Annotated in this window: 17 protein-coding genes; 12 read left to right on the top strand and 5 right to left on the bottom strand. The window is 61.9% G+C overall.

Features of this window, described 5'->3' with window-relative positions:
• Positions 1-8: 8 nt before the first annotated feature.
• The 3 genes from LGH70_RS07890 to LGH70_RS07900 form a co-directional block, all read right to left on the bottom strand.
• Positions 9-1,772: a pyruvate dehydrogenase complex dihydrolipoamide acetyltransferase gene (locus LGH70_RS07890; RefSeq protein ID WP_226184514.1), complete on the bottom strand. Its 1,764-nt coding sequence runs from the start codon at positions 1,770-1,772 to the stop codon at positions 9-11.
• Positions 1,773-2,166: 394 nt separating this feature from the next.
• On the bottom strand, positions 2,167-2,586 hold the full coding sequence (locus tag LGH70_RS07895) for a hypothetical protein (RefSeq protein WP_226184516.1): 420 nt from the start codon (positions 2,584-2,586) through the stop codon (positions 2,167-2,169).
• Positions 2,587-2,765: 179 nt separating this feature from the next.
• Positions 2,766-3,392 (bottom strand): histidine phosphatase family protein, encoded by a 627-nt coding sequence (locus LGH70_RS07900; RefSeq protein ID WP_226184518.1) that lies wholly within the window; start codon positions 3,390-3,392, stop codon positions 2,766-2,768.
• A 78-nt stretch (positions 3,393-3,470) separates the two neighbouring features.
• Between LGH70_RS07900 and LGH70_RS07905 the strand changes: the two genes are divergently transcribed.
• The 8 genes from LGH70_RS07905 (at position 3,471) to LGH70_RS07940 (ending at position 10,699) form a co-directional block, all read left to right on the top strand.
• Complete coding sequence (locus LGH70_RS07905; RefSeq protein ID WP_226184520.1) at positions 3,471-3,914, top strand: hotdog fold thioesterase; 444 nt, start codon at positions 3,471-3,473, stop codon at positions 3,912-3,914.
• 38 nt (positions 3,915-3,952) lie between these two features.
• Positions 3,953-5,143 carry a chorismate-binding protein gene (locus tag LGH70_RS07910; RefSeq protein ID WP_226184522.1) on the top strand — a complete coding sequence of 397 codons (1,191 nt, stop codon included), beginning with the start codon at positions 3,953-3,955 and terminating at the stop codon, positions 5,141-5,143.
• Between the two features lie 107 nt (positions 5,144-5,250).
• Positions 5,251-7,116, top strand: a complete 1,866-nt coding sequence (gene menD, locus LGH70_RS07915; RefSeq protein ID WP_226184529.1) for a 2-succinyl-5-enolpyruvyl-6-hydroxy-3-cyclohexene-1-carboxylic-acid synthase — start codon at positions 5,251-5,253, stop codon at positions 7,114-7,116.
• A 70-nt stretch (positions 7,117-7,186) separates the two neighbouring features.
• A complete protein-coding gene (gene menB / locus LGH70_RS07920) occupies positions 7,187-8,011 on the top strand; it encodes a 1,4-dihydroxy-2-naphthoyl-CoA synthase (RefSeq protein WP_226184530.1) in 825 nt (274 codons plus the stop codon).
• Between the two features lie 134 nt (positions 8,012-8,145).
• Positions 8,146-8,598, top strand: a complete 453-nt coding sequence (locus LGH70_RS07925) for a hypothetical protein (protein WP_226184532.1) — start codon at positions 8,146-8,148, stop codon at positions 8,596-8,598.
• Between the two features lie 82 nt (positions 8,599-8,680).
• A complete protein-coding gene (locus LGH70_RS07930) occupies positions 8,681-9,049 on the top strand; it encodes a DUF6370 family protein (protein WP_226184534.1) in 369 nt (122 codons plus the stop codon).
• 50 nt (positions 9,050-9,099) lie between these two features.
• The gene (locus LGH70_RS07935; RefSeq protein ID WP_226184536.1) at positions 9,100-9,624 is read left to right on the top strand and encodes a hypothetical protein; all 525 of its coding nucleotides are present in this window, start codon (positions 9,100-9,102) and stop codon (positions 9,622-9,624) included.
• A 61-nt stretch (positions 9,625-9,685) separates the two neighbouring features.
• Positions 9,686-10,699, top strand: a complete 1,014-nt coding sequence (locus tag LGH70_RS07940) for a hypothetical protein (RefSeq protein WP_226184538.1) — start codon at positions 9,686-9,688, stop codon at positions 10,697-10,699.
• Positions 10,700-10,781: 82 nt separating this feature from the next.
• Here LGH70_RS07940 and LGH70_RS07945 read toward each other — a convergent pair whose 3' ends face one another.
• On the bottom strand, positions 10,782-11,000 hold the full coding sequence (locus LGH70_RS07945) for a hypothetical protein (protein WP_226184544.1): 219 nt from the start codon (positions 10,998-11,000) through the stop codon (positions 10,782-10,784).
• A gap of 149 nt (positions 11,001-11,149) precedes the next feature.
• Here LGH70_RS07945 and LGH70_RS07950 point away from each other — a divergent pair, with 149 nt between their 5' ends.
• The 3 genes from LGH70_RS07950 (at position 11,150) to LGH70_RS07960 (ending at position 15,206) form a co-directional block, all read left to right on the top strand.
• Positions 11,150-12,298, top strand: a complete 1,149-nt coding sequence (locus LGH70_RS07950) for an AMP-binding protein (protein ID WP_226184546.1) — start codon at positions 11,150-11,152, stop codon at positions 12,296-12,298.
• Positions 12,299-12,599: 301 nt separating this feature from the next.
• Positions 12,600-14,789 (top strand): dipeptidyl-peptidase 3 family protein, encoded by a 2,190-nt coding sequence (locus tag LGH70_RS07955; protein WP_226184548.1) that lies wholly within the window; start codon positions 12,600-12,602, stop codon positions 14,787-14,789.
• 27 nt (positions 14,790-14,816) lie between these two features.
• A complete protein-coding gene (locus LGH70_RS07960) occupies positions 14,817-15,206 on the top strand; it encodes a hypothetical protein (RefSeq protein ID WP_226184550.1) in 390 nt (129 codons plus the stop codon).
• A 153-nt stretch (positions 15,207-15,359) separates the two neighbouring features.
• Here the strand turns inward: LGH70_RS07960 and LGH70_RS07965 are convergent, their stop codons facing one another.
• On the bottom strand, positions 15,360-16,049 hold the full coding sequence (locus tag LGH70_RS07965; RefSeq protein WP_226184552.1) for a hypothetical protein: 690 nt from the start codon (positions 16,047-16,049) through the stop codon (positions 15,360-15,362).
• Between the two features lie 177 nt (positions 16,050-16,226).
• On the opposite strand from LGH70_RS07965, the gene LGH70_RS07970 reads away from it, so the two are divergent.
• Positions 16,227-16,694: an ABA4-like family protein gene (locus LGH70_RS07970; RefSeq protein ID WP_226184554.1), complete on the top strand. Its 468-nt coding sequence runs from the start codon at positions 16,227-16,229 to the stop codon at positions 16,692-16,694.
• Positions 16,695-16,706 lie beyond the last annotated feature (12 nt).

The following is a 16,706-nucleotide window of genomic DNA, read 5'->3' on the forward strand; positions in this document are numbered from 1 at the left end:
TGCCGTTATCAGATCAGCATGCGCATGGGGTCTTCGAGCAGGCTTTTCAGCGTTTGCAGGAAAGCGGCTCCCGTGGCGCCGTCCACCACGCGGTGGTCGCACGAGAGAGTCACTTTCATGACGTTGCCGATGGCCAGCGCGCCGTCTTTTACCACGGCCGTCTGCTTGATGCCGCCCACGGCTAGGATGCAGGCATCCGGCGGGTTGATGATGGCGGTGAATTCCTCGATGCCAAACATGCCCAGGTTGGAGATGGTGAAGGTACTGCCCTCCCACTCGGCGGGCTGCAGCTTCTTCGACTTGGCTTTGCCGGCTAGCTCTTTCACTTCCGTGGCAATAGCCGACAGGCCCTTGCCGTCGGCATTGCGCACCACGGGCACCAGCAGGCCTTCGTCCACGGCTACGGCCACGCCGATGTTTACCACCTTGTTCTGACGGATCTTGTCGCCGAGCCACGAGGAGTTGACGGCCGGATGCTGCTTCAGGGCTACGGCAGCAGCCTTGATAACCAGGTCGTTGAAGCTGAGCTTGATGGGCGACAGAGCGTTGAGCTGGGTGCGAACCTCCATGGCGCGGTCCATCATGATTTCCATCGTCAGATAGAAATGCGGGGCCGTAAACAGGCTTTCTGACAGACGACGGGCAATAACCTTGCGCATCTGCGACACGGGCGTGTCGGTGTAGGTGCCTTCGGCGGGCGTAGCAGCCGGAGCAGCGGCCGGGGCCGGAGCGGCCGCCTGCGGAGCAGCCGCGGGAGCCGGGGCTGCCTGTGGAGCAGCGGCCGGGGCTGGTGCAGCAGCGGGCTGCGGAGCCGGGGCGGTGCCGGGCTGGGCGCTTTCCAGGTCGCGCGACACGATACGGCCGTTTTCGCCCGAGCCTTTGATGGTGTTCAGGTCGATGCCTTTCTCGCGGGCAATGCTCTTGGCCAGCGGCGAGGCAAACAGGCGCCCGCCTGTGGTAGTAGCAGCCTGGGGAGCAGCGGCAATGGCGGGAGCAGCAGCGGGGGCCGCCGCAGGTGCAGGAGCGGGAGCCGCTTCCGCAGCCGGGGCGGCCTCAGGAGCCGGAGCCGCCGGCGCGGCCGCACCACCCGACTGGCCGCCGAGCAGCGACTGAATGTCGGCGCCTTCTTCGCCGATGATGGCCAGAATACCATCTACAGCTACTGCTTCGCCTTCTTTAGGACCAATATAGAGCAGGGTACCATCGTCGTAGTTCTCCAGCTCCATCGTGGCCTTGTCGGTTTCGACCTCGGCCAGCACGTCGCCGGACTTCACCTTGTCGCCCACTTTTTTCTGCCAGGAAGCAATGGTGCCTTCTGTCATCGTGTCGCTCATCTTAGGCATGCGGATGACCGTGGCTTTTTTGCCGTTGCCAGCCGGGGCCGCCGCAGCGGGAGCAGGAGCAGGTGCTGGGGCCGGCGCTGCTGGAGCCGGGGCTGGAGCAGCAGCCGGAGCTTCTTCGGCTTTTGGCGCCGGAGCTGCGGCCGGGGCACCGCCACCCTGAATCTGGCTGAGCAGGGCGGAAATATCTTCGCCTTCCTTGCCGACGATGGCCAACACGCCATCCACGGGCACCGATTCGGTTTCTTTGGGACCAATGTAGAGCAGGGTGCCGTCTTCGTAGTTTTCCAGCTCCATGGTGGCCTTGTCGGTTTCTACTTCGGCCAGGACGTCCCCGGATTTGACTTTATCACCCACCTTTTTGAGCCACGCCGCAATGACCCCTTCGGTCATGGTGTCGCTCATTTTGGGCATTTTTATGATTTCGGCCATCTGCGTCTTCGATTGTGTTGTGTAGGGTCAAAATTAGCCCGAAAAACTTGGGGTGCAAACTATAACGCTTCAGCAAAGCGGCCCGGTACGGCAGCGAATTTTCGCGCTTGTAAATACCTAACCCAGTATCAGCCAATTGCTACTCCCGGGCCTTTTGCTTCGGGCAGTACGTCACCAGCTTTAAACCAGGGAATTTTGCCGGTGATGCCGTTAGCCTTTCCCGGCTGCTACCGGCTTAAACGGTACCAGCAGCAATCAGGTGCCCCCTCATAGTTAGCTACCTGGCTTGCCACGCCGGCCCCTGGCTCCGTCGCACCCGGTGAATAGCGCGGTATTCTCCACTAATTTCCGCCAAAGGCCGGCCCGTTGCTTTCCGGCTGGGGCAGCGCTGGGCTCAGTGCGCCTGCAGTAGCCAGGCGCAGGCCGTAGCCAAGTCATCGAAGGAAGCCACGAACGGCTGGGCGGCAAAGCCCAGGGTACTGTCCAGGGAGTAGCGAGCCGGCCAGTACACCGAATAGACGCAGGCCATGTAGCGGATTCCGTGCTGGGCCAGCAGGGGAAACAGGGTTTCGCCTGCCCACTGTTCTTGCCCGTGCCAGCTGCTGGTAACGCGCAGGGTGCTGTTCAGCAGCTTGTGGCACGGATACTCCCGCAGGCACTCTACCAGCAGCTGGGCGCTCTGGCGCGCGGTAGTCAGCTCGAAGGAGCCTTGCCAGTCGGTATAGAGCCACCGGTTCGCCGTGTCGTAGTATACCGTGAGGGCCGATGTGGTACCCAGGACCCATAGGGCCGGATTATCTGTTTCCGTATCCATATATGCTGCCGAACACCACCGCGGGAATTGCGAGGCGAAGTTCGCAGAATAACTTCCGCCCCCAAGCTGTGCCGCCAGCAAATTACCCGGGAGCTACGCTGCACCGACCAGTCCGCAGTTGGCAGGTCGCTTAAAACACAGCACCGGCGTGGCGCCACCGTCTGGCCCGGCGGCCGCCCCTAGGCTGGGCAATCCTGCAGGTGCGTCACATCCAGAAAGCTATTCACGGAAAACATGCTGCCGGTGTAGTGCAGCTTATAGAGGCACAGGTTGCGGTGCTCGAAGGCGTCCATGGCGCTGAGCGGATAGTTGAGCAGCTGGCAGAGCAGTACGCGCATAGCCCGCCCGTGCATGCACACCAGCACGGTTTCTTCCTCGGGGCGGCTGCGCAGCAACTCGATAAAAGGGCGCTGCCGGGCCGCTACCTCATCCGGACTTTCGCCCCCGAGCATGCGGGCGTGGGTTTCGCCCCGCTGCCACTGCTGCAGCACGCCGGTATACTCTTCGTCTTCTTCGGGGGTGATGCGCTGGCCTTCGCGCACGCCCCAGCTAATCTCGTTGAGGCCGCTATGCTCCTCGTGGGTCAGCGGCAATTCCAGAAACCCCCGCACCGACTGATGGGTGCGCTTCAGCGTAGAGGTGTACACCTTATCGATGGGCAGGTGCTGGTAGGCCGCAAAAAAGCGGGCCGCCTGCCGGTAGCCGGCCTCGTTCAGGTCGGAGTCGACGCCGCTACCCTGCACGATGCCGGCCACGTTGAAGTCGGTTTGCCCGTGTCGGATGAGGTATATTTTTTTGACGCTCACTTTCCCGCTAGCTTTGTTGTTTAGGCCCAAAACTACTGTTTTCCGGCCCCTGAATCCGTTTTCACTCGTACTTACCGCATGGCACACCCTACCACCGACCTGGTCCAGCTCAACGCCTGGTGCCGCAATACGCTGGGCGAACACCTTGGTATTGAAATCACTGAAGTCGGCGACCAGCTGCTAGTAGGCCGCATGCCAGTCGACCACCGCACGCACCAGCCCATGGGCCTGCTGCACGGCGGCGCCTCGGTGGCCCTAGCCGAAACCCTGGGCAGTATTGGGGCTGCGCTGCAGGTAGACGTACGCAAAAAGGCCTGCGTAGGGCTGGAAATCAACGCGAATCATCTCAAAGGCGTACGCTCGGGCTGGGTCGTGGGCCGGGCCGTAGCTTTGCACGTGGGCCGCAGCACCCAGGTCTGGGAAATCCGCATCACCCACGAGGAAACCGGCGTGCTGGTCTGCATCAGCCGCATCACCATGGCCGTCATCGACCTGCCTAGCGGTAAGGAGAGCCACGCATGAGCCAGCCGCAACCGCGGATAGTACCCTGGCCGGGCCCCGTGCCGGAGCCCCGCGAGCAGCTGCGGCTGCTGCTGGCCTTTGCCCTGCAGCTCCAGCTGCCGGTGGCGGCCTGGCGCCTGCCCGGCACCGAGCACGCGCAGCTGTGTTTGAGTTTTTCGGCGGAGTCGGCCCTGACCGGCCTGCCCCCGGCTCTCACGCCCGAGGCCCCGGCGGGCTTTGCCTTTTTCCCCTTCCGCGACTCCGACCACAACCCGGCGCTGTTTCTGCCCGCCGACATCTACTGGACCGCCGAAGCGCCCGACCAGCTCCTGCTCGACTCGACTGACAGCCGGGCCAGTCAGCTGCTGGCGTTTCTGGCCACCGAGCATGCCGAGCTGCCCGAGCCCCTGCCCTGGCACCAGAGCACCCAGCCCCTGCCCCATACCACTTCCCAAAGCGAATATTACCACTTGGTTGAAACGGGGGTAGAAGCCATCCGAAGCGGGGAGGTGGTGAAGGTCGTGTCGTCGCGGGCGGCGCGCCGGCCCCTGCCGGCCGGCTTCGACGCGCTACGGGCTTTCGGGGAGCTGTGCTCCCGCTACCAGCGGGCGTTTGTGTCGCTTATCAGCGCGCCGGGGGCGGGCACCTGGCTGGGCGCTTCGCCGGAAGTGCTGGCCGAAATCGACGAGCAGGGCATTTTCCGGACCATGGCCCTGGCCGGCACCCAGCCCCTGGCGCCGGGCTCCCTGCCCCACCACGCCATCTGGCGGCAAAAGGAAATCGAGGAGCAGGCCCTGGTGGCGCGCTACATCGTGAGCTGCTTCAAGCAGCTGCGCCTGCGCGAATACGACGAAACCGGGCCCCGCACGGTGGTGGCCGGCCAGCTGCTGCACCTGCGCACCGACTTCGCTGTGAATCTGCGCCAGGTACCCTTCCCGACCCTGGGCACCGACATGCTGCGCCTGCTGCACCCTACTTCGGCCGTGGGCGGCATGCCCCGGCAGGCCGCCCTGAACTTTCTGCTGGCGCACGAGGGCTACGACCGGGCTTACTACAGCGGCTTTCTGGGCCCCGTAAACCTACCCCACGCCGGGGTTTCGCGGCTATTTGTGAACCTGCGCTGCCTGCAACTCCGCCCCCAGGAAGCCGTTCTGTATGCGGGCACCGGCCTCACCGCCGACTCCGACCCGGCGCGCGAATGGCAGGAAACCGAAATGAAACTAAGCACGATTGGCGCCATCTTGCGGTGATTTAGCGACTTAGTGAGTTGTTGTTCGAACCTCGCAGATGGCGCCTGCGGAACGACAACTCGCCAAATCACTAACTCACTGAGTCGCCAACTCACTAACTCACACCGATGCAGGCTGTTTATAACATCGCGGAAATCTGCGCGCAGATGGGCATTACGGATGTGGTGTTGTCGCCGGGCTCCCGGTGCGCGCCCCTCACGATTTCCTTCGCGCGCCACCCCGCCCTTACGGTGCGCACCGTGCCCGACGAGCGGGCCGCCGCCTTTATCGGGCTGGGCCTGGCCCAAAGCCAGCGGCGGGCCGTGGCTTTGGTCTGCACTTCGGGCACGGCGGGCCTAAACTACGCGCCGGCCGTGGCCGAGGCCTATTTCCAGCAGATTCCGCTAGTGGTTTTCACCGCCGACCGGCCCCCGGAGTGGATAGACCAACTCGACGGGCAGACCATCCGGCAGGCCGATTTGTACGGGGCCCACGCCAAGGGCACGTTTACTTTTCCGGCCGATACCAGCCACGCCGACGCCAAGTGGCACTCGGCCCGCCTTGTGTCGGAGGCCATCAACCTGGCCCAGCAGTTTCCGGCCGGCCCCGTGCAGGTGAACGTGCCGCTGCGGGAGCCGTTTTATCCCAAAGCCGGCGAAGAACTGCGGTTTGAGCCCGTGCGCGTGATTCGCGAAACACCCAGCCTGCCTACATTGCCCGGCCCCGAGCTGCTGGCCCTGCAGCAGGCGCTGCGCCAGGCAGGCCGGGTGCTGGTAGTAGCCGGCCAGCACCGCCACGACGACGCCCTGCTGCTGGCGCTGCGCCAGTTTTCAGCTGCCTACCAGGTGCCGGTGGTAGGCGATGTTATTGCCAACCTGCACCAGCCCGTGGGCGCTACCTACGATTTGCGCACGGCCCCGCTCAGCAAGCAGGACGTGTTTTTGGCCGTGCCGGAACCGGGGCTGAAGCAAGCCCTGCGGCCCGAACTGCTGATTACCTTCGGCCAGTCCCTGATTTCCAAGGCCCTGAAGCTCTACCTGCGCGACGCCCAGCCGGCTCAGCACTGGCACGTGCAGGCCGCCGGGCCGGTAGCCGACACGTTTAAGTCCCTGACGCGCATTATTCGGCTGGAGCCTACCACGTTTTTCGAGCAGCTGGTGGCTACTGGCCGCTCCTCTGCTGGCCGCGTGGCCGGGGCGTCGGGCAGCACAGATGGTTCTGAAGCTGCGAATCCGGGCTCGACTCCTAGCGTGACCACGCCGCGCCTGGAGTGGCCGGCCAGCGGCTGGGGGCTATCGGAGCAGGAGGCAGAGACCACAGCCGCCTACGCCACACCCTGGTACAAGGCCGAAAGCTGGGCCAAGGAGTTTCTGCAGCGCTTTCTGAGCCAGGCCGAGCAGCCATTCAACGAATTCACGGCCTTCCACCACACCCTACGCCACCTCCCCGAGGGCGCGGCGCTGCACCTAGCCAACAGCATGGCCGTGCGCTACGCCAACATTCTGGGGGTGCCCGACAACCGCGCGGTGGAGGTGTTTGCCAACCGCGGCACCAGCGGCATCGACGGCTGCACCAGCACGGCCGTGGGCGCGGCCCTGGCCCAGCCCGAGCGGCCCGTGGTGCTGCTCACCGGCGACGTGGCTTTTTTCTACGACCGCAACGCCTTCTGGCAGAACTACCCCACACCCAACCTGCGCGTGGTGCTGTTCAACAACCACGCGGGCGGCATTTTCCGGTTGATAGACGGCCCACGGCAGCAGCCCGAGCTGGAAGAGTTCTTCGAAACCCACCAGCCCCTGACGGCCGAAAACACCGCCCGCGACTTTGGCCTGCGCTATTTCACGGCCACCACCTTTGCCGAGCTGAAGTTGGCGCTATCCGCTTTCTTTGCACCCGTAAGCGGCGCGGCCCTGCTGGAAATTACCACCGACAGTGCCACCAACGCCGCTTTTTTTGAAGAATACCGCCAGGCGGTAAAAACAGCTTTTGTTTAACCGTTGTTATTCCGGAATGCCAGGCTGAGCAGTGCCAAGCCTGGTTTCCTTACCCGCTTACCTCTCTCTTATGGCCGAACAAATCACCTGGACTCCGATTAAGGAGTTCCGCGAAATCCTCTTCACCTTTCACGAGGGTATCGCCAAAATCAGCATCAACCGTCCGCAGGTTCACAATGCCTTCACCCCGCTCACGGTGCAGGAAATGATTGAGGCCATGGACATCTGCCGCAACCGCACCGACATCGGGGTGGTGGTGCTCACGGGCGAAGGCGGCAAGGCCTTCTGCTCGGGCGGCGACCAGAGCGTGCGGGGCCACGGCGGCTACGTGGGCGAAGACACCATTCCGCGCCTGAACGTGCTGGATTTGCAGAAAATGATCCGCTCGATTCCCAAGCCCGTGGTGGCTATGGTGGCTGGCTGGGCCATCGGGGGCGGCCACGTGCTGCACGTGGTCTGCGACCTGAGCATTGCCGCTGACAATGCCCGTTTCGGGCAGACCGGCCCCAACGTCGGCTCATTCGACGGCGGCTTCGGCGCTTCCTACCTGGCCCGCGTGGTGGGGCAGAAAAAAGCCCGCGAAATCTGGTTTCTTTGCGACCAGTACGACGCCCAGGAAGCCCTCAACATGGGCCTCGTGAACAAAGTGGTGCCGCTCGACAAGCTCGAAGAAACCACCGTGGCCTGGTGCAAGAAGATTCTGGAGAAAAGCCCCCTGGCCCTGCGCATGCTCAAGTCCTCGTTCAACGCGGAACTCGACGGGCAGGCCGGTATTCAGGAGCTGGCCGGCAACGCCACGCTGCTGTACTACCTCTCGGAAGAAGCCAAGGAAGGCAAAAACGCCTTTATCGAGAAGCGCAAGCCCGATTTCTCGAAGTTTCCCAAGTTTCCGTAAAGACTCGACGGATGCTACTATAGAGGCCTGCCCTTAGCTGGGCAGGCCTCTTTTATACTACCCCCATAAGTCGTTTACCCGTGCTTTTATATGTCCACATCCCGGAATTCTTTGGAGTAAGTCTTGAAGTTTACTTGCTTGTCATCCTCCTTGGCATAGCCTCGTTCATTTTCTGGCGCTGGGTGCTACGAAAGTTCATCAGCAACCCCAGCAAACGAAAAGTCTTTATCTGGATAGCCACGCTCGTAACTACGCCCGTGGCTTGGGCTGCCGTAATGGCCGTGTTTATATGGGCGATACTCCACGAACCCAGCAGTGATTTTGATAAGACAGAATGGAAAAAAGCGAAAGTCAATCAGTACGAAATGGCCGACGATTTAATTGAAAGCAACAGGTGTATCGGCCAGGATACAGCCCAACTCAAACAGCTTATTGGCGAACCGACCTGGCGGGATACGAAAGCCAACCGCTGGGTATATCACATCGGCTCCGGTGGCGGCGGGCTGGGCTTTCTGCACCACAATCTGCTGGTTACGTTCAAAAACAACCGGGTACTTTCTGTTGTACATGAAAGGCTGCCCAATTAACTGGCCTTGTGTGCAAGGAAGCACTTTCTGCCGTATCGTATTGCGCCCTTTTAACCACTACTGCCATTTTACTTCTCCCCTTATGAAATCCTTCCTGTTCCTGCTGATACTGGGTTTTTCAGCGGGCTCCGCCGCGCAGGCGCAGTCGGTTGCTACTACTGCCGCCGCCGCCCCGGGCCCTGATACCACCAAAGAAGTGTTGCTGGTGGAAGCCTCCTGCGGCCAATGCAAGCTGGGCCTGCCGGGCAAAAGCTGCGACCTGGCTATCCGGCTCAATGGTAAGGCCTATTTTGTGGATGGCACCACCATCGACTCCCACGGCGACGCCCACGCCAAGGACGGTTTCTGCCAGGCCATCCGGAAGGCCCAGGTGCAGGGCGAAATTGTCGAGAACCGCTTCAAGGCTACCTACTTTCAGCTGATGCCTGAGCCGGCGGCCACCGGGAAGTAACCGGCGCCTGCTCATCAAACCACTACTCTCACGCACCTGCTTACTGGCTCATGGCTGAATACGTACTCAAATCGACCGATGCCCGCACCTTTACCCTAGCCGCCAACGACGCGCTGCTGGGCGAATTGAAGTACCCCGAGTGGTATTCGTACAAAGCCCTGCTGGCCCTGCCCGACGGTACTGCGCTGCGGGTAGAGCCCCGCGGCTTCTGGGGCACCACCATCGAGCTGAAAGACGAGCAGGATGCGGTGCTGCTGAGCTTCAAAATGCACTGGAACGGCAGCATTATCCTCAAATCGAGCCTGGGCGGCGTAAACCGGGCTTTTGTGCTGAAAGGCAAAGACCTGCTGGAAAGGGAGTACGTCCTGCTCGACCGGCAAGGCCAGGAGCTGCTCACCATTCGGCCCAAGATAAATTGGAGCAAGGTGAATTACGATTACACGGTCGTCAGCTCGGAGGCTTTCGAGGCCCTTGAGCAACAGGCCATTCTGGTATTGATGGCCATTCACTGCACCAACCATTACATAAGCACGAGTTCCGCGCTGCTAGCCACGGCAGTGGCCGTCAGCATATAGTCAGGAGCAACTTGTGCGTAGCGCAAGCCCTGCCTTGGCCACCGAAAACCGCTCTGGCCCCATGAAATACTACGCTACTGCTCTGCTACTGCTGCTGTGGGCGACTCCCGGCCGGGCCCAGCGCCCGATGCACCTGCAGGTTCAGCCCCTGTCTCTGCCCACGGAGCTGGCCCACCCCGAAAACCAGTTTTCGGGCCTGTATATCGGGCGGGAAAGCCTGTTTCTGCTGTCGGAAAGCCGGCTGCAGGAACAGCGGCCCGGCCTGCTCTACAGCATCCGTTTGGCCGACCTGCAGCGCAAGCTTACCGATACTACCTACGTGCTGCCGTTTCAGCGCTACCCATTGCACAATCTGGAAGTGCTCCGCCAGAAAATAAACGCCCGCGACCAGGTGTATGAGGGCCTGGAGGCGTTGGTGATACAAGGAGGCGAGGTGTATCTGTCGGTGGAAACCAGTACGCCCTCGGCCAACTGCTACCTGCTCAAAGGCCGGCTTGAGGACAACGGCGTTCAGCTCGATACCACCTATCTGCTTTCCCTGCCCAAGCCCCTGCGGGCCGATAACTCGGGTATCTACAATGCCGGCTTTGAGGCCCTGACACCGTGGAAAAAGCGGCTGCTAGGCTTTTTTGAATTCAATTATTTCGAGCGGGAAAACTACGCCTACCCGCTAACCCAGGCCGCCGGGGCGGAAACGAGCCAGCCGGTGCGCCTGCAGAAGCTGCCTTTCCGCCTCACGGACGCTACCCGTACCAGGGGCCGCCACCTGACGGCCCTGAACTATTTTTACAAAGGCGGCGGGCAGGATACCGTGTACCGCACATCCGCCTCCGACCCGGCCTCCACCTCCCTCATCAAACACCCCGACGGCTACCGCAGCTACTGCCGCCTGATTGACCTGCAGCTGCGCAAAGACCGAATTACGTGGCAGCCGCTCTGGGAATTTCCGGCGGCGTACCGGGCCTACAACTGGGAAGGAATAGCGGCTTATAAGGGCGGCTACTTTGTCATCAATGACAAGTACACGCCCGGCAAGCCTGCTTCGGTGCTGCTGTATCTGGGCCGGAAACGGTAGCACTGCCGGGAGTAATGCCCTTAAAGCAGAACGCGGCGCCTGGGTTCAGGCGCCGCGTTCTGCTTGGTTACAGTTTGTTCTCTCAGAATATTGACCCGTAGGCCGCGCAGCCTTCCCACCAGCCGAAGAAATTGCGCAGCCGCTCGTGCTTCGCCGCTTTCTTGCGCTGCTTGCGGGCTTTGCGCGCCGCTGCTACGGCCGGGTCCGGGGCGGCGGCGGCTACCACATTGCGGAACGTGACGTAGCGCCGGAACACGAAAGTGCGCGCCAGGGCAAACGAAGGCAGGCTGGAAGTAGGCATGGGGCAGGCGGTTGGTAGGCTACCTAAGATACGACTTTATGCCCCTCAATGTCAAGCGCAAGCAGCCGGGCCGAGCTTTCTGGCGGGAGCTTCGTATGCAGTTGTGGTTGTATTAAGTGAATCTTTGCGCCTCTGCTACTTCGTTGCCTATGTCTGCCACCTCCTCCCCGCTCCTGCCCGACTCCCTGCTGCTCAACGGCCGCGAATTCCGCTACGCCGACATCCGGCAGTATCCCGCCAACAGCCCCGTCGATTTGAACGGCTACGAGGCCAAGGTGCTGGACTTCTGCCGGCAATGGCTGAACGGGGGCCTGGAATTCGGGCTGCGCACCTCCGGCTCCACGGGCAAGCCGCAGTCGGTGACGATGCGGCGGCGGCAGCTGGCGGCCTCGGCCCGCCGCACCGGCGACTACTTCGACCTGGGCCCCGGCGACCGGATGCTGGTGTGCCTCAACTGCGAGTTTGTGGGTGGCATGATGATGCTGGTGCGCGGCCTGGAGCTGAACCTGCACATGACCATCGTGGAGCCCCACGCCGACCCGCTGGCCCTGGTGCCCGCCACGGCCGAGTTCGACTTTGCCTCCTTCGTGCCCCTGCAGATGCGCGAAGTGCTGACTCCCGCTAATGTGCCGCGCCTGAACCGCCTGAAGGCCATTCTGGTGGGCGGCGCCACCGTAGAAAGCAGCCTGGAAACCGCTATTCAGCAGCTCAAGGTGCCGACGTACCTCACCTATGGCATGACCGAAACGGCTTCCCACATTGCCCTGCGTCGCCTCAATGGCCCCGATGCTACCTCGACCTACCGCGCCCTGCCCGGCATTCACATTGCCCAAGACGCGCGCGGCTGCCTCACCGTGCGCGCCGACGTTACCGACGACCTGCTGATTACCACCAACGACCGGATAAACCTGCTCGACGAGCACACCTTTGAGTGGCTGGGCCGCGCCGACTTCGTCATCAACTCCGGGGGCGTGAAGGTGCAGGCCGAAAAGGTGGAAAAAGTGCTGGAAGTGGCCCTGGTGGAGCTGAACCTGCCGGGCCGCCGTACCTTCGTGGCCGGCCGCCCCGATGCCCGGCTGGGCGAGCAGGTCACGGCCTTCCTGGAAGGCGCCCCCCTGCCCGAAGCCCAGGCCCAGGCGCTGCTGGCCCTGCTGGCCGAGCGCCTGGAACGCTACGAGCGGCCCCGGGAACTGGTCTACGTGCCCCAGTTCCGCACCACGGCCTCGGGTAAGCTTGACCGGCTGAACACGCTGCGCGCCACCACCGCACCACCGCGCCCCGACGCACCTCACCAGTAGCACACCTAATTAAGGCCCTTACATTCTTATCAGCAAAGTCATGCTCAGCGAAGTCGAAGCATCTCTACCACCAAAGTAATTCTGGTTACTACTGCGGGAGAGATGCTTAGACTCCGCGGACACTAGATCAAGCATGACAATACTATTGCGGTCAGTTGAGCGGTACCCTGATTTCCCATTCTCAGAAAATAGCCGCTCTGCTCAGAAACTCGGCAGAATAAAGCACTTCACCCTCCTGCGGCGTCTTAACTATGTGAAAAAAGACGTTGATTTGTACAACTTTCCATCCGCAATTTTCGCAATGAAGCGTACCCATATTTCGGTCGCAGCCCTGCTGCTGGCCGCTCAGTTGGGTGGTGGCTGCGCCAGCACGACGGCCACTACCGCCTCCACTACCCCTGCTGCCGAGTCGACCTCGGACCTGACCAAAGCCACTACCCGTACCCTGGCCGGCTCCACGGCCAGCGCCGTCAGCACTTCCGACGCGCTGCTTGACAAGCCAATATCCTCTTTTCAGGTGGTGAGCGAGCAGTTTGCCGACCTGCGCGTATTGCGCTACCAGGTGCCGGGCTTCGAGGAGCTGGAGCCCCAGCAGAAGGAGCTGCTGTACTACCTCTACGAAGCAGCCCTGTGCGGGCGCGACATTTCCTACGACCAGAACCACAAGCACAACCTGCGCGTGCGCCGCACGCTGGAGGCCATCTGGCCCGCCAACCAGCAGCAGATTTCGGCCACCACCAACACCCAGCGCGTGGACGAGGCCAACAAGCTGAACGTATACACCAAGCGGGTATGGTTCAGCAACGGCATTCACCACCACTACTCTACCCGCAAGTTTGTGCCCGAATGCTCGCCGGCCTACTTCGCGCAGCTGGTGAAAAGCGTGGACGCCGGCACGCTGCCGCTGGAGAAGGGCGAAACCGTGGACCAGTTTCTGGCCGCCATTACCCCCGTTATCTTCGATGCCAACCTGAACGCCAAGCGCGTGAACCAGGAAAAGGACGCCGACCTGCTGGTGACTTCTGCCAATAACTTCTACGAGGGCGTGACCCAGAAGGAAGCCGAGGATTTTTACGCCAAAAAAATCGACAAGAAGGACCAGCGCCCCGTTTCCTACGGTCTGAACTCCAAGCTGATGAAGGACGAGAAGGGCAATATCGTGGAGCGTACCTGGAAGGTGGGCGGCATGTATGGCGAGGCTCTCACGCAGGTGGTATACTGGCTGGGCAAAGCCGTGGACGTGGCCGAAAACCCCGAGCAGAAGCTGGCCCTGCAGCGCCTAGTGCAGTACTACACCACCGGCGACCTAAAAACCTGGGACGACTACAACATTGCCTGGGTGCGCGACACGAAGAGCCGCACCGACGTGGTGAATGGCTTTATCGAGGTGTACGGCGACCCGCTGGGCTACCGCGCTTCCTACGAGTCGGTGGTGTCGTTCAAGGATCTGGAGGCCACCAAGCGCATCAAGGCCATCGGCGACCAGGCGCAGTGGTTTGAGGATAACTCGCCGATTCTGCCCAAGCACAAGAAAAAGAACGTGGTAGGCATCACGGCCAAGGTAATTACCACCGTGGTGGAAAGCGGCGACGCGGCCCCGGCCACGCCCATCGGCATCAACCTGCCCAACGCCACCTGGATTCGTAAGGAGCACGGCTCGAAGTCGGTGAACCTGGGCAACATCGTGGACGCCTACGGCATGGCCGACGCCGGCGGCTCGCTCGACGAGTTTGCCTACAACGACGAGGAAAAAGCCCGGGCCCGCAAGTTTGCCGGTCTGGCCGGTAAGCTCCACACCGACATGCACGAGGTTATCGGCCACGCCTCAGGCCAGATAAACCCCGGCGTGGGCACGCCCAAGGAAACCCTGAAAAGCTACGCCTCGGCCATCGAGGAAGGCCGCGCCGACCTGGTAGCCCTGTATTACCTGATGGACCCCAAGCTGGTGCAGCTGGGCGTGGTGCCGAGCCTGGAAGTGGGCAAGGCCGAGTACGACAACTACATCCGCAACGGCCTGATGGGCCAGCTGGTGCGCCTGCCCCTGGGCGAAACCGTGGAGGAAGCCCACATGCGCAACCGCCAGATGGTGGCCAAATGGGCCTACGAGAAGGGTAAAAAAGCCAACGTCATCGAGAAGGTGACCAAGGACGGCAAGACCTACTTTAAAGTCAACGACTACCAGAAGCTGCGGGGCCTGTTTGGCCAGCTGCTGCGCGAGTTGCAGCGCCTGACCAGTGAGGGTGACTACGCCGCGGCCAAAAACCTGATTGAAACCTACGGCGTGAAGGTGGACCCCGTGCTGCACAAGGAAGTGCTGGCTCGTTACGCGAAGCTCAACATCGCGCCCTACGCCGGCTTTATTCAGCCCAAGCTGGTGCCGGTGGAGCAGGGCGGTAAAATTGTGGACGTGAAGGTGGAATATCCTTCCGATTTTGCCCAGCAAATGCTTGATTACGGCCGCAAGTACAAGTTTCTGCCTAACTACAACTAAGGCCTCCGCATAGCCCTTCCGACTGCCATGAAAAAACTACTCTTCCCGGCCCTGCTGCTCTCGTTGCTGGCCGGCCGCGCTACCACCTCCCTGGCGCAAACCACCAACCTGAACGCAGCCCGCTACGAGTACTGCGAGCTGCTGAAAACCGAGTTTCTGAACGAGCCCACCAAAACCAAGGGCAGCGACATTTTCGTGGACTTCGGCTACGGCTACGAAAAGCTCGGCGACAGTGACATGGCCAAGCGGGAAGTGGGCGAAATGAAGGTCTTTTCGACCCCCCTGAGCACGCTCAACTACATGGGCAAGCTGGGCTGGGAAGTGGTGCAGGTATACTCGCTGCCCAACGGCGTGAAAAACCAGCAGGCCACCCACATTCTGCTGCGCCGCATGACGACTTCCTCGGGCCCGAAATAAGCCGGCCGGCTGATTGACGAAATAGAAAAAGCCTGCTTTCCTTTATCGGGGGGCAGGCTTTTTGTGCCTTAAAAGGAACGATCATGCCGAGCCTCGGCGAGACATCTTGCGTGCAGCAGCAACTGTCTATTCAGGCACCTTCACCCCGGCCGCCTAGCCTTCGTAGCGGAAGTGCTGCTGGGAAAACAGCTTGCGCTTGAAACGGGCCGTCTTGTACAAGTCCCCCAGAAACAGCTTGACGCGGCCGTAGAAGATGGGGCCGTCCAGGGCTTCGTCGAGGGTGCGCTCCACGAACACCGTTTCGCGCCAGCCGGCCCCTACCCCGATGCCAAACCAGGGAAACACCCGGAAGTGGCTCGACACCGAAGGCTCCAGCAGCCACACCGTCGACTTGGCATCCTTGCTTTTAGCACCGTTGGGCTGCTCGAAGCTGGTGAAAAAGCGGCCTACCCCGAACTGCAGCGGGGCACTCAGCTCCCAGCGGTTGGAGCGGATAAATAGGTATTCGGCGTAGCCGGCCACGTAGCGGAAGCGCAGCTCGGCCGTGGTGCCGACGGGCAGCTCAGCGGGCACTGCTTCCTGGGAGGGAATTCCATTGCTGAGCAGGTACACTCCGGCCCCGGCACGCAGGCGCCCGCGCCACTCCACGGCCAGCTTCAGCCCGTTAATGCCCACTAGTTTGCCATCAATGACGGAGTAGCGGTTGTCGAACTGAAACACAATGCGCCGGTGGGCCTGCCGCACGCGCGAGGAGTCGTCGTCCGCGGTGCCGGCCTGGGCCAGCAGCGGCAGTCCGGTAGCCAGCAGGCTCAGGCCAAGCCATTTTCTTACTAGTCGATTCACTTGCCCAAAGGTACGAGCGGCGGCGCGGGGAGTTTACTATCGGGCCGGAAAGTCGCTCCCCTCGGCTCACCAGATTGATTCGGGCGGTTCACCCCGGCTTTGGGCGGGTTCACCCATTTTGCAGCTACACAACCGCTTCGTTTTCCAGAAGTTTGAGCTATACCCCACTTCCCCGCCATGCCTGTGTCACCCGACTTTCTTTTTCAGCTGGCCTCCAACCTCGTGCTGCCCGGCTGGCTGCTGCTGATTTTTGCCCCGCGCTGGCGCGTCACGCGCTGGGTGGTAGGCAGCGGCGCCCTGCCTCTGCTGCTGGCCGTGTTCTACGCCGCCTGCATCGGGTGGCACTACTTCGTTACGGGCAATGCCCGGGGCGGCTTCGGCTCCCTGGCCGAAGTTGCAGCCCTGTTTCAGGATCCGTGGGCGCTGCTGGCCGGCTGGGTGCACTACCTCTGCTTCGATCTGGCCGTGGGCGCCTGGGTGAGCCGCGACGCCCAACGCCGGGGGGTGCCGCACGCGCTGCTGGTGCCGGTGCTGCTCTTCACGTTTCTGCTGGGCCCGGTGGGCTTTCTGCTCTACCACCTGCTGCGCCGCTTCTACCCGGCAAGAGTGCCAGAGCCAATGCCAGTGGCCGCGGCCCTGGCCTGATTTCTTCGCTGC

The sequence above is a fragment of the Hymenobacter nitidus genome, from assembly GCF_020447315.1.
GTDB classification, from domain to species: Bacteria; Bacteroidota; Bacteroidia; order Cytophagales; family Hymenobacteraceae; genus Hymenobacter; species Hymenobacter nitidus.